The sequence below is a fragment of the Nonomuraea sp. NPDC049624 genome (assembly GCF_040675255.1).
In the GTDB taxonomy this organism is placed as follows: domain Bacteria; phylum Actinomycetota; class Actinomycetes; order Streptosporangiales; family Streptosporangiaceae; genus Nonomuraea.
This window is the reverse complement of the sequence record NZ_JBFAOR010000001.1, coordinates 771,924-792,997: the sequence shown is the minus strand read 5'-3', so window position 1 is coordinate 792,997 and position 21,074 is coordinate 771,924. Positions and strand designations below refer to the sequence as shown.

At 72.5% G+C, this 21,074-nt stretch carries 19 protein-coding genes and 1 tRNA gene; 11 read left to right on the top strand and 9 right to left on the bottom strand.

Going from position 1 to position 21,074, the window contains the following annotated elements:
- Position 1: 1 nt before the first annotated feature.
- Positions 2-1,390: an MFS transporter gene (locus AB0J76_RS04260; protein WP_352324574.1), complete on the bottom strand. Its 1,389-nt coding sequence runs from the start codon at positions 1,388-1,390 to the stop codon at positions 2-4.
- Positions 1,391-1,525: 135 nt separating this feature from the next.
- Here AB0J76_RS04260 and AB0J76_RS04255 point away from each other — a divergent pair, with 135 nt between their 5' ends.
- On the top strand, positions 1,526-2,236 hold the full coding sequence (locus tag AB0J76_RS04255) for a hypothetical protein (protein WP_352324575.1): 711 nt from the start codon (positions 1,526-1,528) through the stop codon (positions 2,234-2,236).
- Here the strand turns inward: AB0J76_RS04255 and AB0J76_RS04250 are convergent.
- From AB0J76_RS04250 to AB0J76_RS04240, 3 genes are read right to left on the bottom strand one after another with little or no spacing between them, the layout of a single operon-like run.
- Complete coding sequence (locus tag AB0J76_RS04250) at positions 2,233-4,818, bottom strand: LuxR C-terminal-related transcriptional regulator (protein WP_364388720.1); 2,586 nt, start codon at positions 4,816-4,818, stop codon at positions 2,233-2,235. The genes AB0J76_RS04255 and AB0J76_RS04250 overlap by 4 nt on opposite strands.
- Before the next feature lie 49 nt (positions 4,819-4,867).
- Complete coding sequence (locus AB0J76_RS04245) at positions 4,868-5,029, bottom strand: hypothetical protein (RefSeq protein WP_185844989.1); 162 nt, start codon at positions 5,027-5,029, stop codon at positions 4,868-4,870.
- Positions 5,030-5,064: 35 nt separating this feature from the next.
- On the bottom strand, positions 5,065-8,262 hold the full coding sequence (locus AB0J76_RS04240; RefSeq protein ID WP_352328672.1) for a BTAD domain-containing putative transcriptional regulator: 3,198 nt from the start codon (positions 8,260-8,262) through the stop codon (positions 5,065-5,067).
- 111 nt (positions 8,263-8,373) lie between these two features.
- Here AB0J76_RS04240 and AB0J76_RS04235 point away from each other — a divergent pair, with 111 nt between their 5' ends.
- Positions 8,374-8,892 (top strand): universal stress protein, encoded by a 519-nt coding sequence (locus AB0J76_RS04235; RefSeq protein WP_364388717.1) that lies wholly within the window; start codon positions 8,374-8,376, stop codon positions 8,890-8,892.
- On the opposite strand, the gene AB0J76_RS04230 is transcribed toward AB0J76_RS04235, so the two are convergent.
- Positions 8,886-10,271, bottom strand: a complete 1,386-nt coding sequence (locus AB0J76_RS04230; protein ID WP_352328677.1) for a PLP-dependent aminotransferase family protein — start codon at positions 10,269-10,271, stop codon at positions 8,886-8,888. The genes AB0J76_RS04235 and AB0J76_RS04230 overlap by 7 nt on opposite strands.
- Positions 10,272-10,338: 67 nt before the next feature.
- Here AB0J76_RS04230 and AB0J76_RS04225 point away from each other — a divergent pair, with 67 nt between their 5' ends.
- A complete protein-coding gene (locus AB0J76_RS04225; protein WP_352328679.1) occupies positions 10,339-10,788 on the top strand; it encodes a carboxymuconolactone decarboxylase family protein in 450 nt (149 codons plus the stop codon).
- Entirely contained in the window at positions 10,785-11,951 is a 1,167-nt protein-coding gene (locus tag AB0J76_RS04220) for an MFS transporter (protein WP_352328681.1), read from the top strand. Before AB0J76_RS04225 ends, AB0J76_RS04220 begins: the two co-directional genes overlap by 4 nt.
- On the opposite strand, the gene AB0J76_RS04215 is transcribed toward AB0J76_RS04220, so the two are convergent.
- The 3 genes from AB0J76_RS04215 to AB0J76_RS04205 are packed head-to-tail and all read right to left on the bottom strand — an operon-like array spanning position 11,944 to position 15,392.
- Positions 11,944-14,148, bottom strand: coding sequence for a heavy metal translocating P-type ATPase (locus AB0J76_RS04215; protein WP_364388712.1), 2,205 nt, complete (start codon positions 14,146-14,148; stop codon positions 11,944-11,946). The two genes, AB0J76_RS04220 and AB0J76_RS04215, sit on opposite strands and share 8 nt — an antisense overlap.
- A 30-nt stretch (positions 14,149-14,178) precedes the next feature.
- Positions 14,179-15,183 carry a hypothetical protein gene (locus tag AB0J76_RS04210; RefSeq protein ID WP_352323854.1) on the bottom strand — a complete coding sequence of 335 codons (1,005 nt, stop codon included), beginning with the start codon at positions 15,181-15,183 and terminating at the stop codon, positions 14,179-14,181.
- On the bottom strand, positions 15,180-15,392 hold the full coding sequence (locus AB0J76_RS04205) for a heavy-metal-associated domain-containing protein (protein ID WP_352323852.1): 213 nt from the start codon (positions 15,390-15,392) through the stop codon (positions 15,180-15,182). Before AB0J76_RS04205 ends, AB0J76_RS04210 begins: the two co-directional genes overlap by 4 nt.
- Before the next feature lie 608 nt (positions 15,393-16,000).
- On the opposite strand from AB0J76_RS04205, the gene AB0J76_RS04200 reads away from it, so the two are divergent.
- The 3 genes from AB0J76_RS04200 (at position 16,001) to AB0J76_RS04190 (ending at position 16,955) form a co-directional block, all read left to right on the top strand.
- Complete coding sequence (locus AB0J76_RS04200; protein ID WP_013130296.1) at positions 16,001-16,120, top strand: DLW-39 family protein; 120 nt, start codon at positions 16,001-16,003, stop codon at positions 16,118-16,120.
- 15 nt (positions 16,121-16,135) lie between these two features.
- Positions 16,136-16,864: an HAD-IA family hydrolase gene (locus AB0J76_RS04195; RefSeq protein ID WP_352323851.1), complete on the top strand. Its 729-nt coding sequence runs from the start codon at positions 16,136-16,138 to the stop codon at positions 16,862-16,864.
- Between the two features lie 15 nt (positions 16,865-16,879).
- Positions 16,880-16,955, top strand: a tRNA-Ala gene (locus tag AB0J76_RS04190).
- Between the two features lie 302 nt (positions 16,956-17,257).
- Here AB0J76_RS04190 and AB0J76_RS04185 read toward each other — a convergent pair.
- Entirely contained in the window at positions 17,258-17,986 is a 729-nt protein-coding gene (locus tag AB0J76_RS04185; protein ID WP_352323850.1) for a peptidase E, read from the bottom strand.
- Positions 17,987-18,355: 369 nt separating this feature from the next.
- On the opposite strand from AB0J76_RS04185, the gene AB0J76_RS04180 reads away from it, so the two are divergent.
- From AB0J76_RS04180 to AB0J76_RS04165, 4 genes are all read left to right on the top strand, one after another.
- Positions 18,356-18,802, top strand: a complete 447-nt coding sequence (locus AB0J76_RS04180) for an NUDIX domain-containing protein (protein ID WP_352323849.1) — start codon at positions 18,356-18,358, stop codon at positions 18,800-18,802.
- Between the two features lie 71 nt (positions 18,803-18,873).
- The gene (locus AB0J76_RS04175; RefSeq protein ID WP_352323848.1) at positions 18,874-19,287 is read left to right on the top strand and encodes a hypothetical protein; all 414 of its coding nucleotides are present in this window, start codon (positions 18,874-18,876) and stop codon (positions 19,285-19,287) included.
- 485 nt (positions 19,288-19,772) lie between these two features.
- Entirely contained in the window at positions 19,773-20,273 is a 501-nt protein-coding gene (locus tag AB0J76_RS04170) for a SigE family RNA polymerase sigma factor (RefSeq protein WP_352323847.1), read from the top strand.
- The gene (locus AB0J76_RS04165) at positions 20,270-21,070 is read left to right on the top strand and encodes a hypothetical protein (RefSeq protein ID WP_352323846.1); all 801 of its coding nucleotides are present in this window, start codon (positions 20,270-20,272) and stop codon (positions 21,068-21,070) included. The genes AB0J76_RS04170 and AB0J76_RS04165 overlap by 4 nt, the downstream gene beginning before the upstream one ends.
- Positions 21,071-21,074: the final 4 nt, after the last annotated feature.

The window sequence follows — 21,074 nt, the reverse complement described above, 5'->3', positions numbered from 1 at the left end:
GTCAGCGGTTCGGCTCCAGGGACATCGCCGGGCACGGCTCGGGGCGGCGGGGGCGGCGGTGGCGGCGTACCGAGTGGGCCAGGACGCCCAGCGCGCCCACGATGAGCACGAGCAGGGCCGCTCTGGTGGCCGCGGGCCAGCCGGCGTCCAGGGAGCCGAAGAACACCGCGCCGGTGATCGTGCCGCCGAGCACGCCGCCGGTCTCCTGCACGGTCCCCAGCACCCCGGCCGCCGCGCCCGCGCGCTCCCGGCGTACGGACGCGAGGACCGACGACAGCAGCGGCGACATGACCAGCCCCATCCCCGCGCCCGCCACCAGCAGCGCGCCCGCCACCAGGTACGGCGACTCCCCCGCCTGCAGGAGCAGCCCGAGCCCGAGCAGCAACGCCAGCGGACCGGCCGGGCGCGGCACCCGGGCCGCGCGCGGCGAGGCCAGGAAGAAGCCCACGTTCAGCGCGGTGCACACCGCCCCGGCGGCCAGCGGACCGAGGCCGAGGCCGTCCTGGAGGTACAGGGCGAGCACGAACGACAGTCCCGCGGAGGTGCCGAACAGCAGCGCGACCGCCGCCAGCCCGGCCGTGAACCCCTTCTCGCCGAACACCGCCAGGTCCAGCAGCGGCTCCCGGCCGGTCGCCGCCAGCCGCCGCTGCCGCCGGACGAACGCCGCCAGCATCAGCGCCGCGCCGCCCAGGCACGGCCACGTCCACTGCGGCCAGCCCTCCTCGCGGCCCTGGACCAGCGGCAGCACGACGCCTGCCAGTCCTGCCGCGACCAGCGCCGCGCCCGGCAGGTCCAGCCCCGCACGCGACCCGGCCCCGGCGACGCGGGGGACCAGCCGCCCGGTCAGCGCCAGCGCCGCCAGGCCGATCGGCACGTTGACCAGGAAGCACGCCCGCCAGCCGAGCCCGAGGGGGTCGGCCGCCACCACCAGTCCGCCCACGACCTGGCCGCTCATCCCGGCCAGGCCCACCACCGTGCCGTACCAGCCGAACGCCCTGGCCCGGCCCGCGCCCGGGAACAGCGTCCCGATCAGCGTCAGGACCTGCGGCGCGAGCAGCGCCGCCGCGATGCCCTGCGCCACCCGGGCGAGCACGAGCGCGGCGGCGTCCGGCGCGCCGCCGCAGGCCGCCGAGGCGAGCGTGAACAGGGCCAGCCCGGCGGCGAAGAGGCGGCGCGGTCCGTACAGGTCGCCGAGCCGCCCGGAGACGATCAGGCCCGCCGCGTACGCCAGCCCGTAACCGGCGACCACGAACTGGCTCGCCGCGTCGCCCGCTCCCAGGTCGGCGCGGATCGAAGGCACGGCCACGTTCGCGACGAAGAAGTCGAGCGTGGTCATGAACACCGCGACCAGCACCACGGGCAGGGCCGCCCAGCGAGGACGGAGGGACATCAGGGACTCCAGGGGAGGGAGGAACCGGGCGGTGGAAGAACACCGGCGGACGCCGGACGGTTGACCTCACCCTGGAGCCAGGCGATTACGGTTTCCTGCTGATGAGCTACGGATTCAGCGCCATAATGACGCTCAATGCCGAAATTTCAGGGGTTGGAGGAGTTCGCCGCGGCGATCGCCCCCGTCATCGACGCGGCCCACGTCGAGGTGCACGCCGCCGCCGGCAGGGCCGTCCTGGACCTGGCCGAACGCTCCGGCCTGACCTGCGGCCTGCTCAACGACCTGCGCTTCGTGCTCCCGCTGCGCCCGGTGACCACGGCCGCGCTCGCCGCCGTCTACCGGTACGGCGACGTCACCGAAGGCGTCGGCGTCCACCTGCGCGAGGGCACGCTCGAACGGGACGCCGGCGGGGCGTTGCGGCTCACCCCCGAGGGACGGGCCTTCGTGGACGGCCTGTACGCCGCGCACGCCCAGGCGGCCGGCCGCGTCTGGGCGGGCCGTGACGTGGCCGGTCTGGCCGGGTCGGTGGGCGGGGTGCTCGACCGGGCCGTACGCGTGCCGGGCGGCGCCCTGGAGGTGATGGCGCCGCCGTACGAGCCGGACGCCGCCCCCGCCGGCCTGCTGCTGTTCAACCGGCTCGCCGCGCTGCGCTACCACCGGGCCGACGCGCACGCCGAGTCCTGGCGCGCGGCCGGGCTGACCGCGGCCGGGATCGTCGCGCTGAGGGACGGTCCCGTCCGGGCCGCGATCGAGGCCGAGACGAACCGGCGGGCCGCCGACCCGTACAGGGCCATGACGGACGACGACCGCCAGCCCCTGTACGACGGCCTCCTGAGCCTTATTTAAAGCGCCGCCAGCAGGCGGCCCACCTGCGTGCGGTCGTTGACCCCCAGCTTCTCGTAGGCCGCCTGCAGGTGGTTGGCCGCCGTACGGGTGGACAGCGTCAGCCGGTCGGCGATCTGCCGGTTCGTCAACCCGGCCGCCGCCAGCTTGACGATCTCCCGCTGCCGCGGCGTGAGCTCCGGCGTGGCCAGCTCGACCAGCGCGGGCGTCGAGACCCCCGGGCACCGCCTGGCCAGCGCCCACGCCCTGGTCTGCGCACCCCTGGCCAGCGTGCCCCGGCCGTCCCGGCGGTGGGCCGCCGACTCCTGGGCGAGGGCCTCGGCGGCGTACAGGACCAGGCCGAGCCGTTCGAACTCGGCGGCGACGTCCCGCAGCTCGGCCGGGTCGCCCGCGGCGCGCGCGTGCCGGGCGAACAGTCCGGCCAGCGGCCCGTCCACCCGTTCGGCGAGCGCGGCCAGCCGCCGGGCCGCCAGGGCGGGCGTGCCCAGCCGCACCAGGTCGTGCAGCGCGAACATCAGGTACCCGGACTGCTCGTGCCGCTCGGCCAGCCCGGCGGCCGTCAGGCACAGGCTCACCGCCTGGTCCAGGTCGCCCGCCGAGGCCGTCACCCACACCGCGGCCTGCAACACCGGCTGCCGGGTGAACGCCCACCGCGAGGCCGGCCCCTCGGCCTCGGCCAGCGCGGCCCGCGCCGCCGCCGTCTCCCCCAGCAGCGCCCGCGCGTGGGCCAGCTCGGCCAGGCAGCGCCCCCGGTACGGCGTCCCGGGAGGCAGCCGGGCCGCGTCCTGCCTGGCCCAGCGGGCCGCGCCGGCCGCGTCGCCGCGCAGCCTGGCGACCATCGACCGGTACGCCCCGAACCCCGACACCGACAGCTCGGCCGCCGCCGGCTCCATGCCCTCCGCGGCCGTCCGCGCCGCCGCGTCCAGGCGGCCGGAGAACACCTGGGCGGCGCAGCGCGCGTCCAGCAGCGCCGGGAGCGCGTACGGGGCGTCGTCATCCCAGTCGTCCCGGCTCGCGAGGGCCCGATCGGCCACGGCGAGCGCGCTCTCCGTGCGCCCGGCGTAGGCGTCGGTCCAGGACTCCAGCGCGGCCGCGTGCGCCGCGCCGCGCACGGTCGTCGGCTCGCAGGCGCGCGCCCGCGCCAGCGCGTCCGCGGCTCCGGCCAGCCGGCCGGCGAAGAAGTCGGCGACGCCCCGGTAGACGTGCGCCTCCTGCCGCCAGGCCGGCTCGGTCAGCGACCCGGCGGCCAGGTCGAGCACCCGGCACGCCTCGGCGTCCGCGCCCGCCCAGGCGAGGTTCATGCCCAGGCTGAAGGCGTGCTGGGCGCGCTCGCCCTCGGTGACGGCGGTCCTGGCCGCCTGCCGCAGCGCCGTCAGCGCCGTGTCCTGGTCGCCCAGCACCATCAGCACCTGGCCGAGCAGCGCGACCGCCGCCACGCCCGCGCCCGCCTCGATCGCGGCCCTGGCCAGCCGGGCGGCCAGCCGCGGGTCACGCCTGGCCCAGGCCAGGCCCGCGGCCGACAACAACATCTCCGGCGCGGCGGCCGACCCGCTGTCCAGCCGCCAGACGGCCGCGCGCAGCTCGTCCTCGCGCCGCCGCAGGCCGCCGGCCTCCAGGGCCTCGGCCAGCGTCCGCAGCCGCCGCCTGGCCCGCAGGGTGCCGCAGTCGCCGCGGACCACCTCGCCGTACAGGGGGTGGCCGAGGCGTACCTGCTCGCGCCTGCCGTCGCCGGCGACCGTGACCAGGCCACGGGCCTCGACCCGCTCGACCGCGCGCGGCGAGGTCAGCGCGACCAGCAGCTCCGCGCCCACCGGCTCGCCGTACGCCACCAGCTCCAGCACCTCCCGCTCGTCCTGGTCCAGGTGGCCGATCCGGGCGGCGACCAGCTCGCGCAGCCGGGTCGTCAGCGACAGCTCGCCCCGCCAGCGCCACTCGCCGCCGCTCTCGGCCAGGCAGCCGGACGTGCGCCCGGCATGGACGACCTCGCGCAGGTAGAGCACGTTCCCGCCGGTGACGGCCGCCAGGCGCCGGACGGTCCCCTCCGCCACCTCGCCGCCGAGCGCGCCCGCCAGCACCTGGCCGACCTCGTCCCGGCCGAGCGGCGGCAGCTCGACCCTGGTCAGCAGCTCGTCCTTCCACAGCGCGGCCACCGGCGCGGGCAGCGGGCCGCCCGTACGCACCGTGACCAGCACCCTTGCCTCCCCGCCCGCGGCCAGGTAGTGCACCAGCGCCGCCGACGCCGCGTCCAGCCGGTGGGCGTCGTCCACGCTCACCAGCAGCTCTCCCTCTCCCCTGCGCAGGTGCCGCGCGGCCCAGCGCAGCAGGTTCTCGCCGCCCTGCGGCGGCCCCGTCAACACATGGGCGAACGCCCCGAACGGGATCATCGACGCGGTCTCCGTGCCCAGCGCGCGCACGACCTCGTACCCGTCGAGACCGGCCAGCGCCTGCGCGGCCAGCCTGCTCTTGCCGACGCCCGCCTCACCGGCGATCATCGCGCCCGCTCCCGACCGCAGCGCCGCGCGCACGGTCGCGATCGATCCCCCTCGCCCGACGAACGGCCATCCACTCCCCAGCTGCTCGCTCATCGTGCCTCCTCTCACCACAGATGGTGGCGAGCCGAGGTTCGCGCGAGGTTCAGGCGGGATCGCGGTTCAGGCCGGCCGCGTTCAGCAACAGGGTGATCACGGCGTCGGCGCCGCTGAACGGCACCGGCTCGCCCCCCACCTCTTCGAGCAGCCCGCGGAGCTGGCCGCCGGATTGCTCGGGCTCGACCAGCCGTACGATGACCGTCCTCATCTGATCACCATCACCCCGGACGGTTCAGGTCTGGTTCAGGTGGGGTAGGGCGCGGGCTCGACCTCCAGCTCCCGCATGCGCTCGGCGTAGAGGTGGTAGCGCCTGCGGGCGTCGCCGCGCCGGCCCGCCAGGTCGAGCGCGCGCACCAGGCCCAGGTGAGCGCGCTCGTCGTAGCCGTCGCGCTCCAGCAGGCGCAGCCAGTAGCGGGCGGCCTCGTCGTAGCGCCGCTCGCGGGTGCGCGCCGCGGCCAGCCGGGCGGCGGCCTGCACGTAGGCCAGCCGCGCCTGCTCGCGCAGGCCCACCGCCCAGTCGGCGTAGGGGTCCTCCTCGCAGAACTCGCCGCCGTACGCGCTCTCGGCCGCCGTCCACCGCTCCAGCGCCTCGGCGGCGCGGCCCGCCTGCTCCAGCCGCACGGCTCCGGCGGTCAGGTCGAGGAAGCGCTCCACGTCGACGTCGGCGTGCGTCAGGTCCAGGCGCAGCGCGCCCTCCTCGGAGACCACGACGTCGTCGGCGGGCCGTTCGTGGGCCGGGTCGAGCACCGCCCGCAGCGTGGAGACCATGACGTTGAGCCGCCGCAGCCCGACCGCGTCGTCGCGCTGCTCGGGCCAGAGGATCTCCACCAGCCGCTCCCTGCTGATCGCGCCGCCCCGGCGGCTGACCAGGATCTTCAGCAGGTCGCGGGCCTTGCGCGACTGCCAGGCCGTACGCGGGACCGGCACCGCGCCGCGCAGCACCCGGAACGTTCCCATGGTCTCGATCACCACCGCCGCCCCCGGCACGGGCGCCGCGCGGGCGATCAGCTCGTCGATCCGGTCGTCGAGCGCCCGGCAGCCGATCGCGTGCATCCGCTCGCGCACCCGTACGGCCACCTCGCCCCCGCTCACCGGGTCGGACAGGGCCGCCCGCACCAGCTCGGCCCTGGCCCGCCCGATCGGGTCGCCGAGCGCCGCCCACCTGCGCACCGCCTCGTCGGCCTGCGCGGGATCGCCGTCGAGCCGGGCGCGCAGCTCGTGCAGCACGGCCTGGGCCGCGTGGTCCCTGCGCTCCACGGCGATCGGCTCGGTCTCGCCGACCAGCCGGGCGGCCTCGTCACGACGGCCGGCGGCCAGGGCCACGTGCGCCGCGGCCACCCGCGCGGAGACCCCGGCGATGCCGCCGGCGTACGCGAGCGCCTGCTCGGCCACCTGGGCCGCCTCCTCGGGATCGTCCTCGGCCAGCAGCTCGGCCAGCGCGTTGAGCGCGTTGGAGCGGGTCTGCACCTCGCCCAGCGGGCCGGTCTCGGCGATCACCCGGCGGTAGACGGCGGCCGCCTGCCCGCGGTCGCCGCGCAGCGCGTGGATCTCGCCCAGCCGCACCAGCCCGACGCTGACCAGCCGCGACCCCATCGCCTCCCACCTGGCCACCGCGTCGGCGGCGTCGATCGCCGACTCCTCCAGCCGGCCGAGCCCGACCAGCGCCTTGGCCCGGTTGGCCACGTTGAGCGCGGCGTACGGCGCGAACGACACCAGGTCGCACAGCCTGCTCGCGGCCTCCGTCTCGGCCAGCGCCTCGGCGTAGGCGCCCTCGTCCAGGTGGCGGGAGGCCCGGTTGGCCCGGATCCTGATGAGCTGGACGACGTCGCCGGCGCGTTCGGCGTACTCCAGGGCGCGCAGGTAGTAGGCGTCGTTGGCGCGGCGGTCGCCGTCGAGGGCGGCGAGCATGGCCAGGACCGTGTTGGCCATCGCCAGCGCGCCGGGGTCGCCGAGCCCGCCGGCCTGCTCCAGCGCCCGGTCGGCCAGCTCGGCGCAGCCCGCCCGGTCGCCCTTCAGCCACAGCACCGAGGCCATGGAGGCGGTGCACATGGCGGCGTCGGCGGGCGGCGAGCCGTAGGCGTGCCCCTTGGCGTACATCGTCATGGCGGCGTCGAGGTCGCCGCGCAGGTGGTCGATGAAGCCGAGCCGCCTGGCCACGAACGCGTCGAAGGCGGGGCCGTCGGCGACGCGGGCCAGCAGGTCGTGGGCGCGGGTCCAGTGGCCGCGGTTCTGCTCGGCGATGCCGGCCAGCCTGAGCATCGGCGGCGAGCCTCTGGCCTGCTCGGGCAGCAGGTCGAGGGCCGCGATCACGTCGCCGCGTTCGGCCAGGCGGGGGCCGTGGGAGTTGAGCAGCGACGCGGCCAGGTCGGGGTGGGCGGTCGCGACGGCGGCGCGCAGGGCCAGCTCGGGCTGGTCGTGCTCGACGTACCAGCGGGCGGCGACGGCGGCCACGTCGTGGGCCTCGTGCCGGTCGAGCGGGGCGTGCCTGGCCAGGACGTGCCTGCTGGTCGTGGTCAGCCGGTGGCCGTCCTGGTCGGCCTCGATGAACAGGCCGCGGCTGGTCAGGGCCGCGAGCGTGTCGGGCGGCGCGCCGAGCGTGGCGGCCAGTCCGGACGTCAGCACCGGCAGGACGGTCGCCGCGCGCAGCAGCTCGCGCATGCCCGCCGGCAGGTCCTTGAACGCGGCCAGCGTCAGGTGTTCGAGCGTGGCCGAGTTGGCGGCCAGGCTCGCCGCGGTACGCGGCCAGCTAGCCGGCTCCTCCCGGGCCAGCGCGTCGAGGGCGGCCTGGACGGCGGCCGGCCAGCCCGCGCACGCCTCGTGCAGCCTGGCGGCGATGCCCGCCCCCTGCTCGCCCAGCCGCTCCCTGGCCCAGGCCGCGCTCTCGGACGGGGTGAGCGCGAGGTCGGTGGCGTCGAGGTCGAGCACCTCGTGGTCCTGGCGCAGCCGGGCCGTCGGGAACGGCAGCGGCGCCCGCGAGGCGGTGACCAGGTGCAGGTGCCGGGGCGCGGCGCGGACCAGCGTCTCGACGTAACGCACCGAGCCGGGCGCGCCGGTGATCGCGTCGACGCCGTCGAAGACCAGCGCCAGCCCCCTGGTCAGCCGCCGGGCCAGCGCCTCGGCCAGCGCGCCCGCCAGCGCGGCGGCCCTGGACAGCTCGTCGGCGTCGGGGCCGAGCGGCGCGCCGGCCGCGGCCAGCAGGTCGGCGGGCAACCCCGGGACGGCCTCGGCCAGCGCCGACGCCACCGAGCCCGCCAGCGTCGGCAGGTCGCGGTCGGCGGGCCCGAGCAGGTGCAGAACGCCGCCCACGGCGTGGCTCCAACCGGCGAGCGCGATCGACTTCCCGTAGCCTGTAGAGGCCACGAGCGTGGTGAGCCTGTGCGTAAGCGCCCCGTCGAGCCGCCGGTCGAGGGCGGGACGGGGTTGCACCCACCCTCGTTCCACCCCCGCATGCTACGCCCGGGCTCGCGGGGGACTCCAGAGTTCGCAAAGTGCCACCTCCCGGTAACTGGCCGGTTGGCGCACTATGGTCGTACTTCATTTCCAGGAGGCACCGTGGAACAGGATCTGCCTGGCGGTGTGAGGCTGATCGTGGGGGTGGACGAGTCCCCGGCCTCGCGTTGGGCACTCGCCTGGGCCATCGGCGCGGCCAGGCTGCACCGGATGGCCCTGGTGGCCGTTCACGTCAGTCGTGCGCCCGTCCATCCCTTTCCCGAGGCGCTGCCCGTGCAGCACGCCATCCGGCAGGGCGAGGAGTCCCGCTGCGCGGAGGTGATCGCGGGCGTGTTCGAGGACGTCGCCGGGGGCGTGCCCGACGACCTGCGCGTGGCGACGCTCAGCAAGGTCGGCGACCCCGGCTACCACCTCGTCGATCTGGCCCGCGAGGGCGACCTGCTGGTGCTCGGCCGGGGCCGGCGGCGGCTGCTGAGCCGGATCCTGCTGCCCTCCACCAGCATGTACTGCGCCCGGCACGCCAAGACGACCGTCGTCATCGTGCAGCAGCCCTCGCCGCCGGACGATCCGGAGCTGACGGGGGACCGGGCGCGGCGGTTCTGGAGCCGGCGCGACTACTGACCGGGCGTCGCCGTCCTGAGGTTGTCGGTGAGCAGGCGCAGGCCGGGGCCGATGTCGCGCGGCCCGATCGCGCCGTATCCGAGCACCAGGCCCGGTTGCGCCGGGGTCTCTCCGCAGTAGGCGTCGAGCTGCTCGACGGCCAGGTCCGGCACGGGCCCCAGGGACACGCCGGGGGCCAGGCGGGCGCACACGTGCAGGCCCGCGGCGGACGGGATCAGGCGCAGCCGCTCGTCCCCGGCCAGCGCCGCGGTGACCAGCTCGTGCCGGGCGGCGTACTCGCGGGTCGCCTTCCTGATGTGCCTGGCCAGCAGGCCCTCGTCGATGAAACGGGCCAGGGCGGCCTGCGTGGGCATGTCGCCGTGCCAGTCGGAGAGCTGTCGCGCGGCGCACAGGGCCGGGCCGAGCGAGGCGGGGGCGACGAGGAAGCCGAGCCTGAGCATGGGCAGCAGGGTCTTCGAGAACGAGCCCACGTAGATCACCCGGCCCGACCGGTCGAGGCTCTGCAGGGGTTCGAGCGGGCGTTCGCCGAAGCGGAACTCGCTGTCGTAGTCGTCCTCGATCACCACGGCGGCGCGGCGTTCTGCCCAGGCGAGCAGGGCGGCGCGGCGGGCCAGCGACATGGGCGTGCCCAGCGGGAACTGGTGCGAGGGCGTGACGTAGACGAGGCTCGCCGAGCGGGGGATGGCCGCCACGTCCAGGCCCTCGGCGTCCACGGGCACGCCGATCACGCGGGCGCCGAGCGAGCGGAACAGCCGGCGGGCGGGCGGGTAGCCGGGCTCCTCGACGGCGACGGTCGTGCCGGGCTCGATCAGGACGCGTCCGATGAGGTCGAGGGCCTGCTGAGCGCCGTTGGTGATCAGGACGTCGTCGGGCCCCGCATGCACCGACCGACTGATCCCGATATGACGCGAAATAGCCTCACGTAGCGGCTTATAACCGGACGACGGCTCGTACGTCGCCAGCCCCACCCGTAGCTCCCTGGCCACCAGCCTGCGCCAGGTCTCCATCGGGAACAGCCGCGCGTCCGGCACGCCGACGCGGAAGTCGTACCGGGCGGGCGGCACCTCGGCGGTCTGCCCGAGCTCCCGCCAGAACGCCCGCGGCCTGACCACCCCCTTGGGCGCGGCCCGGCCGCGCACCGGCTCGGCCGACACGAACGTGCCCGCCCCCGCCCGGCCGACCAGGAAGCCGTCGGCCACCAGCCGGTCGTAGGCCACCGCCACCGTGTTCCTGGAGATCTCCAGCCGGCCGGCCAGCTCCCTGGTCGGCGGCAGCCGCTCGCCGGAGCGCAGACGCCCGTCGAGTATGGCGTCGAGCAGCTGCCGGTAGACCTGTGCGGCCAGGTCACCGCGCCCTTGAAGGCTGATGTGAACGTCCAACTTGGCCCAATCAACTTGGCGGAAATTGGAGCTTATGTCGGGACAAGAGTACGGCCAAGATGGGCATATGACCGAACGCATGGAACTCGGGAAGTTCGCCGGCGAAGCGTACAAGGCGATGGCCGGCCTGGACCGGTTCGTGGCCCAGAGCACCCTCCCCAAGCCCCTCCTCGAACTCGTACGGCTGCGCGCCAGCCAGATCAACGGCTGCGTCTACTGCGTGGACATGCACAGCTCCGACGCCAAGCAGGCGGGGGAGAGCGACGCCAGGCTGCACGCCGTGGCCGTCTGGCGCGAGGCCCCGTTCTTCACCCCGCAGGAACGCGCCGCCCTGGCCTTCACCGAGGCCGCCACCCGCCTGTCCACCGACGACGTCACCGACGAGGTCTGGGCGCAGGCCGCCGCGCACTTCGACGAGCAGCAGATGGCCGCGCTGACCGTGGCCGTGGCCACCATCAACGCCTGGAACAGGATGGGCGTCGCCACCCGGATGACCCCGGAGTCATACAAGTCATGAGAACCCAGCGCGTGCTCGCCGCCGCGCAGCTCGCCAACTCCATCGGCGACGGCGCGTACCTGGTCACCTCGGCGCTCTACTTCGCCGACGTCGTGGGGCTGTCGGCCACCGAGATCGGCCTCGGCCTCACGCTGGGCTGGGCGGTCGGCTCGGTGGCGGGGGTGCCGCTCGGGCACCTGGCCGACCGGCGGGGGCCGCGCGGCGTGGCGGTGCTGCTCGCGCTCACCACCGCGGTGGCGGCCGGCTCGTTCGTGTTCGTCCGCTCGTTTCCGCTGTTCCTGCTGGTCGCCTGCCTCTACGGGACCGCGCAGACCGGCCTGTCGGCGGCCCGGCAGGCGCTGCTGGCCGGGCTGGTCGAGCCGGCCCGCCGCACGGTCGTCCGGGCCGTGCTGCAGTCCACGCTCAACGGCGGCATGGCCGTCGGGGCTGCGCTGGGCGGCGTCGCGCTGGCCGTCGGCACCCGTGCCGGATACATGGCGGTGTTCACGCTCGACGCCCTGAGCTTCCTGGTGGCCGCGCTGGTCCTGCTCAGGCTGCCCGCCGTGCGGCCCGCGCCCGCCGCGCCGGGGCCGCGGCTGGCCGTGCTCAGGGACCGGCCGTACGCGCTGGTCACGGTGATCAACGCCGTGATGCTGTTCTACATGCCGCTGCTCAGCCTCGTGGTGCCGCTGTGGATCGCGCAGCGCACGTCCGGGCCGGCCTGGATGGTCTCGGTGCTGCTCGTGCTCAACACCGGCAGTGTGCTGCTCTTCCAGGTACGCGTGGCCCGCCGGGTGCGCGACCTGCGGGACGCATCCACGGCCGTCCGCCGGGCGGGTGTCGTGCTGTTCGCCGCCTGCGCGGTGTTCGCCCTCAGCCCGCACGGCTGGGTCTTCCTGATCGCGGCCGGGTGTCTGCAGGTCGCGGGGGAGATGCTGCTGGCCGCGGGGGCCTGGGAGATCGGCTTCGGCCTGGCCCCGGACGACAGGCAGGGCCAGTACCAGGGCTTCTTCGGCACCGGCACGGCCGTGGCGCGGATGCTCGGCCCCGCCGTGCTCACCACCCTCGTGCTCGACGGCGGGACCGTCGGCTGGTTGCTGCTGGGGCTGGCGTTCATGACGGCCGGCGCCGCGATGGCACCGGCCGTCAGATGGGCTCAGCGCAGGGCCCTGGCGGTCACCTGAACCGGCGCAGCCGCAGGCTGTTGCTGACCACGAACACGCTGGAGAAGGCCATCGCGGCCCCCGCGATCATCGGGTTGAGCAGGCCGAGCGCGGCCAGCGGCAGGGCGGCGACGTTGTAGGCGAAGGCCCAGAACAGGTTGCCCTTGATCGTGCCGAGCGTCCGGCGGGAGAGCCTGATCGCGTCGGCCGCCACCCTCAGGTCACCGCGGACGAGGGTCAGGTCGGACGCCTCGATGGCGGCGTCTGTGCCGGTGCCCATGGCCAGGCCCAGGTCGGCCTGGGCGAGCGCGGCCGCGTCGTTGACGCCGTCGCCGACCATGGCCACGACCTTGCCCTCGCCCTGGAGCTCCTTGACGACGTCGACCTTGTCGGCGGGCAGCACCTCGGCGATCACCTCGTCGATGCCGACCTCGGCGGCCACCGTCCTGGCCACGGCCTCGTTGTCGCCGGTCAGCAGCACCGGGGTGAGTCCCAGCGCGCGCAGCCTGGCGATGGCCTCCGCACTGGTCTCCTTGACCACGTCGGACACCACCAGCAGCGCCCTGGCCTTGCCGTCCCAGCCGGCCGCGACCACCGTACGGCCCTTGGCCTGCTCGTCCTCAAGGGTGGCCGCCAGGTCGGCGGGCAGGTGCTGCGACCACTCGGCCAGCAGCCTCGGCCGGCCGACCAGGACCGCGTGCCCGTCCACGATGCCCTGCACGCCGAGGCCCTCGACGTTGGCGAAGTCCTCGACGGTCGCGTCGGACTTCGCCTCCCTGGCGATGGCCTGGGCGATCGGGTGCTCGGAGGCGTGCTCCAGAGCGCCCGCCAGCCGCAGCACCTCCTCGCGGCTCTCGCCCTCGGCCAGGTGCACGCCGACCAGCGTCATCCTGCCCTCGGTGACCGTGCCGGTCTTGTCCAGGACGATGGTGTCGATGCGGCGGGTGGACTCCAGCACCTCCGGCCCCTTGATCAGGATGCCGAGCTGCGCGCCCCGGCCGGTGCCGACCAGCAGCGCCGTCGGGGTGGCCAGGCCGAGCGCGCACGGGCAGGCGATGATCAGCACGGCCACCGCGGCGGTGAACGCGGCCCCCGCGCCATTGCCGGTGCCGAGCCAGAAGCCCAGCGTGCCCAGGGCCAGCGCGATCACGATCGGCACGAAGATGCCCGACACGCGGTCGGCCAGCCGCTGCACCTCGGCCTTGCCCGTCTGGGCGTCCTCGACCAGCTTGGCCATCTGGGCGAGCTGCGTGTCGGCCCCGACCCGGGTGGCCCGCACCACCAGCCGGCCGCCCGCGTTCACCGTCGCCCCGGTGACGGCGTCGCCCGGACGCACCTCGACGGGCACGGACTCGCCGGTCAGCATCGAGGCGTCGACCGCGGAGGTGCCCTCCTCGATCACGCCGTCGGTCGCGATCTTCTCACCCGGCCGCACGACGAACGTGTCGCCCGCTTTGAGCTGCTCGACCGGCACCCGCCGCCCGTCGGCCAGCTCGACGTCCTTGGCGCCCAGCTCCATCAAGGCCCGCAGCGCGGCCCCCGCCCGCCGCTTGGAACGCGACTCGAAGTAGCGTCCGGCCAGGATGAACGCGGTCACCCCCGCCGCGGCCTCCAGGTAGATGTTGCCTGAGCCGTCGGTGCGCTCGATGGTCAGCTCGAACGGGTGCGTCATGCCCGGCGTGCCCGCCGTGCCGAAGAACAGCGCCCACAGCGACCAGCCGAGCGCGGCCAGCGTGCCGATGGAGATCAGCGTGTCCATGGTGGCGGCGCCGTGGCGCAGGTTCGTCCAGGCGGCCTTGTGGAACGGCCAGCCCGCGTAGACCACGACCGGCGCGGCCAGCACCAGCGACAACCACTGCCAGTTCGTGAACTGCAGCGCCGGGACCATCGCCATCGCGATCACCGGCACGCTCAGCGTGACGGCGGCGATCAGCCGGTCGCGCAGCGGACGCAACTCGTCGGCGGGCTCGGCCTGCTCCTCCTGCTCTTTGGGGGCCGGGAGCGCGGCGGTGTACCCGGCCTTCTCCACCTCGCTGATCAGCGCCTGGGGGTCGAGCCCGTCGGGAAAGGTGACCTTCGCCTTCTCCGTCGCGTAGTTGACCGTCGCGGTCACGCCCTCAAGCTTGTTCAGCTTGCGCTCGATGCGGTTGGCGCAGGACGCGCACGTCATTCCGCCGATCGCGAGTTCGACGGCCTTTTCCTCGGTGAGGGAAGACATCACCTCTCCTTTCCCGGTCTCAGAGTCTTTTCAGTGTGCTTTCAGTGTGTTTTCAGTGGCCGTGGGGGCCGACGGTTCCGCGGCGGTCGCGTCGCCCTGCGTGGCGCGCACAGTGAAGTCCGCGGTACGAACCTCGTCCCCGTGCTTGAAGTCGAGGAACAGCCGGTAGTCGCCGATGCTCGGCACCTCGGCGTAGAAGGTGATCTGCGTACCGGCCTTCTCGCCCTGCTCGGGGTGCACGTGCAGGTAGGCCAGGTCACCGGCGCGGAGGGCGACCAGATGGCCGTACGCGCCCAGGTAGGGCTGCAGGTCGGTGACCGGCTCGCCGTTCTTGCTGACCGAGAGGGTGAGCTTGCTCGCCCGCCCGGGGACCAGGTCTCCGTCGAGGCTCACAGTGTAGTCGCCGACCTTCGAGGAGCGGCTCGCCTCGGGCAGCGGCTTCGGCCGGTAGTCGCCGGCGGCCTGCAGGTCGGCGCCGAGCGTCAGCTTCTCGCCGCCGATCGGGGCGAAGTCGGCGAAAGCCCGGTACGCCCCCGCTGCCGGCAGCGTCAGCCCGACCGACCAGATGCCGTCGGGCGTCATCTCCGGATGCAGGTGGAGGAAGGTCGCCAGGTCGCGGGAGACCACGATGAAGTGCAGCTTCTTGTCGTGCTCCACTTGGTATTCGGTCACCGGGCGGCCGTCCGGGCCGGTCACCGCGAAGCGGAAGTCGGTGGCCTTGCCGGTCTCGATCGGGGTCAGCGGGTTGAGGGTGTATCCGTTCTGCGACACTTGCAGCCCCCCGGGGGTGTCACCGGACGCCTGCTCCGGCGTCCCGTGCTCCTGGCTCTTCTCGCTCTTCTGGCCCTCGTGGCCTTCTGGGCCCTCTTGGCCCTGTTGGCCCTCCTGGGCCTGCTGGGCCTTCGTCATGGCGGCGTGGCTCTGTGTCGGCGCGGGCTCGGCCACCGGGCCGACCGCCCGGCCCACGCCCAGGGCCCCGCCGAAGACGACGGCGAGCCCCAGGGCGTAGGCGCCGAGTTTGGCGGCAGTGTTCATGACTGTCCGACCAGCTCGTAGCCAGCTTCCTCGACCGCGGAGGCGATCTGGGACTCCTCGACCTGGCTCTCGCTGGTCACGGTGAGCCGGCCGCTGGCCAGGTCGACCTCGACGCCGGTGACGCCGGCCACGCCGCCGACCTCCTCCTTCACCGAGCTCACGCAGTGGCCGCAGGTCATGCCCTTGACGGTGTAGGTGGCGGTGCTCATTACGGTCTCCTTCAACGTGGTTCCGGTTCCTGTCGAATACTCTAACACGGTACCCCCCCAGGGTATTCCGGAGGGCGTGAGATTCAGCTCACGGTTCCGCGTACGGACGGCCCGCGCCTCGACGCGCCGCATCCCTGACGGCCACCACCGCGTTGCCCGGGAAGGCGGCCCGAAAACCGTCAGAGGACCAGCCTCCACCGGACGCCACCTGGCCATGCCTTGCGAGAATGCACGCCGGAGACCTGCCGGTCGCGCGTCGACCAGGCCGGCAATGCGATGTCCATGACGGACACGTCCCTGATCGCCATGAACTGGGCGGCGGTGGGCATGTAACATACCTGTGGGGGTATACCGCGCGCGCGGGACGTCCGGATATTTGGCATGATCGGGATGTTGTCCGAAGTGATTGGCAGGTGTGCCCAGGACGGGATGGAGACAGGCCGGGGTCGAAGGGGTGATCCAGGCCCAGCTGAGGGCTCGTTCTACGCACAAGCCGCACATCAGGTTCGTGCGCAACACAAGGAGCGCAGCCATCCCTTGCTAGGCTGCATGTCAACCGTTGGGTCTCACCCCGGCAGGTGAGACCGTCGAAGAAGTGGGGTCACACCGTGAAGAAGCTGCTCGTTCTGGCGCTGGTCGCCCTTGGGGGATTGCTGATCTGGCGTAAGGTGCAGGCTGACCGCGCCGAGCTCGATCTCTGGACCGAGGCGACCGGCAGCGAGAACTAACCGACCGGCGAGGCGATGAGTGACGTCGTCCCCATCGAGCTGGCGTGCCTGGACCTGGCAGGCACCACAGTCGGTGACATCGCCATGGTCGAGCGCGCCTTCGCCGAGGCGATCGCCACCCAGGGCATAGTGCCCGGGACCGGAGCGTACGCGCGTGCCATGGTTCACGTGCACCGGTCCCGGGGCTGTCCCAAGATCGATGTCTTCCGTGGCATCTTCCCCGGCAACGAGGCCCAGGCCCAGGCGGCGAACCTGACGTTCGAGCGCTCCTACGAGGGTGCGCTGGAACGTGCCGGGCTGGAGCCCGTGCCCGGCGTCCTGGAGGTGCTCGACAAACTCCGCGGCACCGGGGTCAAGCTCGCCCTGATCACCGGGTTCAGCCGTACGACGCTCAGCCGCGTGCTCGGCGTCCTCGGCTGGCACGACAAGATCGACCTGGCCATCTCCCCGGAGGACGCGGGCGGCCGCGGCCGTCCCTGGCCGGACATGGTCCTGCACGCCGTGCTCCGACTCGGCGTGACGGACGTACGGCACGTGGCGGTCGTCGGCGACTCGGAGAGCGACATGCTCTGCGGACGCCGGGCCGGAGCCTCCGTGGTGGCGGGGGTGATGACCGGCGTGCACAGCAGGGAACGGTTGCTCAAGGGCGGCGCCACGCACATCCTGGACTCCCTCGCGGACTTCCCGGACCTGGTGCTGAGCGACGACCTCGGGACGACGCGGGTGGCTTCCCCGGCCCGGTAAGCTATCTTCGTCGAAGGGGCCTTAGCTCAGTTGGCAGAGCGCCTGCTTTGCAAGCAGGATGTCAGGAGTTCGAATCTCCTAGGCTCCACCAGGGAAAACACCCCGCCACTGATCTTGTGACGGGGTGTTCAGGCCATTAACGGGCCATTAGCCGCTAGGGCGGCGATCCCTCATATCCACCTCCACTCGCGCGCTGAGAGCGTCGGCGATCCGCTGGTCGGCGTCCTTGGTCGCGTGCTGGTAGATGAGCGCGGCTCGATCGCTGTCGTGGCCCATCCGCGCTTTGAGGTCAGCCAGGCTCGCCCCTGACTGTGCGGCCAGCGTGTTGCCTGTGTGGGGAAGATCGTGGAAGTGCAGGCCCAGCCGCCGCGCGGCAAGCTCAAGCGCAACGTTTCAAGGCACCCAGCAGCGAGCCGGAAGCGCCTTCTCTCTGTACCCGCCATCGCCGTCTGGCTCGACGAACCATGCGTTCCGGTCGGGAAGGACGCTCACGACCTCGTGCAGCTCGGTGCCCACGTAGCGGAGGGCGACACCGTCTTCCGTGGCGTATCCCGCTGGCAGCGTCCCGTTGCCCACAGCTGCGCGGAACCGAGCCCGCCGGGGCTGATCGCCCAAGTCGTCATGGACGCCATTGCTGAACGGCAGGAATCCCAAGCCGTCTTTGAGAGCATCGAGATCATCGCCAAAGGAGTCGGTCACACCGCCCATGTGCCAGCACAGGCTGCCCGCGCTCTGACCTGCCAGCACGACGCCCTTCTCCCAGCACTCCCGCAGGATTTCATCAAGGCGGTGCGCCCGCCACACCGCCAGCAGATTCACCACGCTCCCGCCGGACACGAAGATCACATCCTGGGCGAGGAGATGCGCCCGCACGTCGCTCACATTCGGCTGCGTGAACAACTGGAGATGGGACAAGTCCGTGTCGCCGAACGACGCAGCCCTCGCGCACCAGCCGTCGATGAATTCCCGCGAGTCACCGACCGCCGTCGCGATGAGGCACATCCGCGGCTTACGCATACCAGCTAACTGCCTCGCCTGCCATATCTGAACGCCGACGTGCCGAAACCCGTCAGGCGGATACAGCACCCCGGAACAGGCCAGGATCTGCGACTCTCTGATCATGAACACGCATCTTCCACCTGGGACGGGTTGCACGCAATGAGCCCTTCGTAGCCCTCACCCGTTTCATGCCGCCGGCGGGGGCCTCAGTTCCGGGATGAGCGCATGAGCACGAGCAGATGTCCGTAGCTGGTTGAGGTGGAAGCCTGACCATCCCGCCCACCGCCGACCCGGGACAAGCCGAGCAGACCAAGGCCATCTCCCCATCCGGCTCCTGATGGCGAGCTTGAGCGAGTCTTCCTACCCTGGATCACTGAGCGGCGTGGCTCACCTTCAATCAGGCAAAGCGACACCATGCGAGCGCATGCGTTTCGGGGCACAGCGACGAAAATGGATTGCTGCCAGCGAGGCGCGATGTGTCACCATTTCCAGATGGCGGACAATCTTGATGCGATTCAGCGGGTCGGAGCCTACGCGATATGCATCGACGAAGAAGCCATACTTCTGTCCCGGTTCGCAGAACCGGACTGTCGCTGGGGTCCGCCGGGTGGTGGCGTGGAGCACGGCGAGCATCCCGCTGATGCGGTTGTTCGGGAAGTGCATGAGGAGACTGGATACCGGGTGAAAGTCGTCCGGCTGCTCGGAGTTCACTCCAACGTATGGCGCAGCCCGGAAGCTGAAATCCACGCGACGAATCTGTTGTACGAAGTGGCCGTGGTAGGAGGGTTCCTTCGAAACGAGATTGGTGGCAGCTCTGACCAGGCGGCGTGGGTCTCGGTGGCAGAGCTGCCGGAGCGACGCCGTACGGAACTTCTCGAGGTTGGTCTTGATCTGTTCCGGCTTTCCCCACCGGATGGCCGCAGTGATGTGACTGCGTAACGGCTTTTCGGACGCCTACGGTTAGCTAGATGAATAAGCATCGCTTTTCCGTGTCTTGAAGGGAGGGGGTAGTGGACGAGGATGAGAGTCTGCGACGTTACGGGATTCGACCGTCTGGCGATGATCTGAACGAGATTCGAGAGACGTTGAGAACCCAAGCGGCGTTGGAGCGAAGCGCGCAGGGTGAAGGCGATACCGAGTTGATGAAGCTGTGCTGTGTGCAGCTGTTCAACGCCGGCTATCTGGACGATGTGCTGACGATCTGGGATGCCAAGCGGTCGAGCTGGGATGCCGGTGCTTCCATCGACGTTCAGTTGCTCTGCGGCGCCGGACTTGAGGGAACCAAGGCGCATCTCGCCGCGATGAACTCACCCGAGGCGTTGGTGGCGTTGGACTACCTTCTGTCGTGTGAGGGAGCCGGCGACTTCGAGGGCTTCTCTCCCGAGTCGAGGTCGCATTGGTACGCGGAGTACTACGCGGATTGAGCAACGACCACTCGTGCCTTCCTGAGCCACGTTATCCGTACATGAGCGACCGTCGCTTGGTGACGCACTACCGTCGAACAGGTCCCTGGCCTCCCAGAGGGGCCAGGCCGGGTCTCTTCCGGGCTGATCCGCAGGGTCCCAGGTCGCACTGGCGGCGCTGAGGGTGGTGACGGTCTCCGGTGCTGTCCGGCGTCCTCGGCGCTGTGCCCGATCGCCTACGGCAGGCCGTACCCATGCGGGGAAGCGCGGCGCGATGCCGGAGACCTTTCGGCGAGAACACCGTCGCGTGCCCGATGGGACGGGAAGGGAGAGGGGACAGGGGACAGGGGAGACGCGATCAGGGTTTTCGCAGGACGTCGGCGCCACTGGCTGTTGATGATCTCCGCCTGCCGGGCCTCGGCGAGAGCGCTCAGCGCGGTGCCTGTCATCCGTACGGGCCCTCCGGCTTGTAGTCATCGCCGGAGACGACGAGACGGAGATGACTGATGGACGACGGGTTCGCCAAGTACGTGGCGCATCGCCATCTACGGCTGTGCCGGATGGCGTACCTCCTCACCCGGGACTGGGGCACCGCCGAGGACCTGGTGCAGACGGCGTTGGCCAAGGCGTGGGTGGCCTGGCGGCGGATCGAGGGCAACCCCGATCCGTACGTCTATCGCATCATCGTCAACACCCACGCCACCTGGTGGCGCCGGCTGTGGCGCGGCGAGGTGCCGGTCGAGACCCTGCCCGAGACGGCCGACCCGCAGGACCACGCGACCGCCGTGGGGGACCAGGCGGCGCTGTGGAAGGCCATCGCCGCCCTGTCGCCCCGCCAGCGGGCGGTGATCGTCCTGCACTATTTCGAGGGACGCACGCTCACCCAGATCGCCGACATCATCGGCTGCTCGCTGGGCGCGGTCAAGAGTCAGCTCGGCAGGGCCCTGACCCGTCTGCGCGTCGATCCCGACATCCGCACCATGAACCTGGAGGAGCTCCAGCGATGAGGCACACGGAGAGCAACCTGCGCACGCTCCTGGACACGTACGCTCACGACGCGACCGGTAGGGAACCGGTCCCGCACCTTGACGCGATCGTCCGCCGAGGCCGCCGGATGCGGTGGGCACGACGTTCGCTGAACGTCGGTGCGGCGCTGGCAGTCGCCGCCACCGCCGCCGTGATGCTGACGAGCCCCGACCGTAGCGACCAGGCCGCGGTCGCCCAGCCGCCCAGCTCGGCGCGGATCCAGACGCCCCCGCAGCCGCCCGAGACGTTCCCCGTGGTGCTGGGAGCCGAAAGGTTCACCCTTCCCCTCGTCCACTCCGAGCGCTTCGGCACGACAGGGGTCCGCCAGGCCGTGACGTTCACGCCCACGAGCGTCTCCACCGGTTACAAGGTGGTCTGTGCTGATCCCCGGGCCTGGGTCGTCGTCTCCGTCCTGCTCAAGAGCGGTGAAGCGGGCGGCACGTCCGGGCGGTGCGGAGCCGGGGTCGGCGGCCACCACGACCGGCTGTCGGCACCGGCCAGATGGCTCAAGAACCGGCAGGCGATCCAGGTATGGGTCTTCCCGTCGGACGCCCCCGTCGTCAAGGTCGTCCAAGCACTCGGCCGCTGCGAGCCGTTTCCGAAGGGGGCGACGTGCGACGAGCGGGCGGCCGGCGTCGCGCTGTCTCGCCCGGACGTGCTCGAACGTCTCTCCGCGGAGGTCGGCGAGCAGCCCGGCGAGTGGGCGATCGGCGTCTACGATCGCCCGACCGCAGGCCCCACCGCGACGTCCGATCCCACCGCCGGTCCCGGACGGTGAGCGG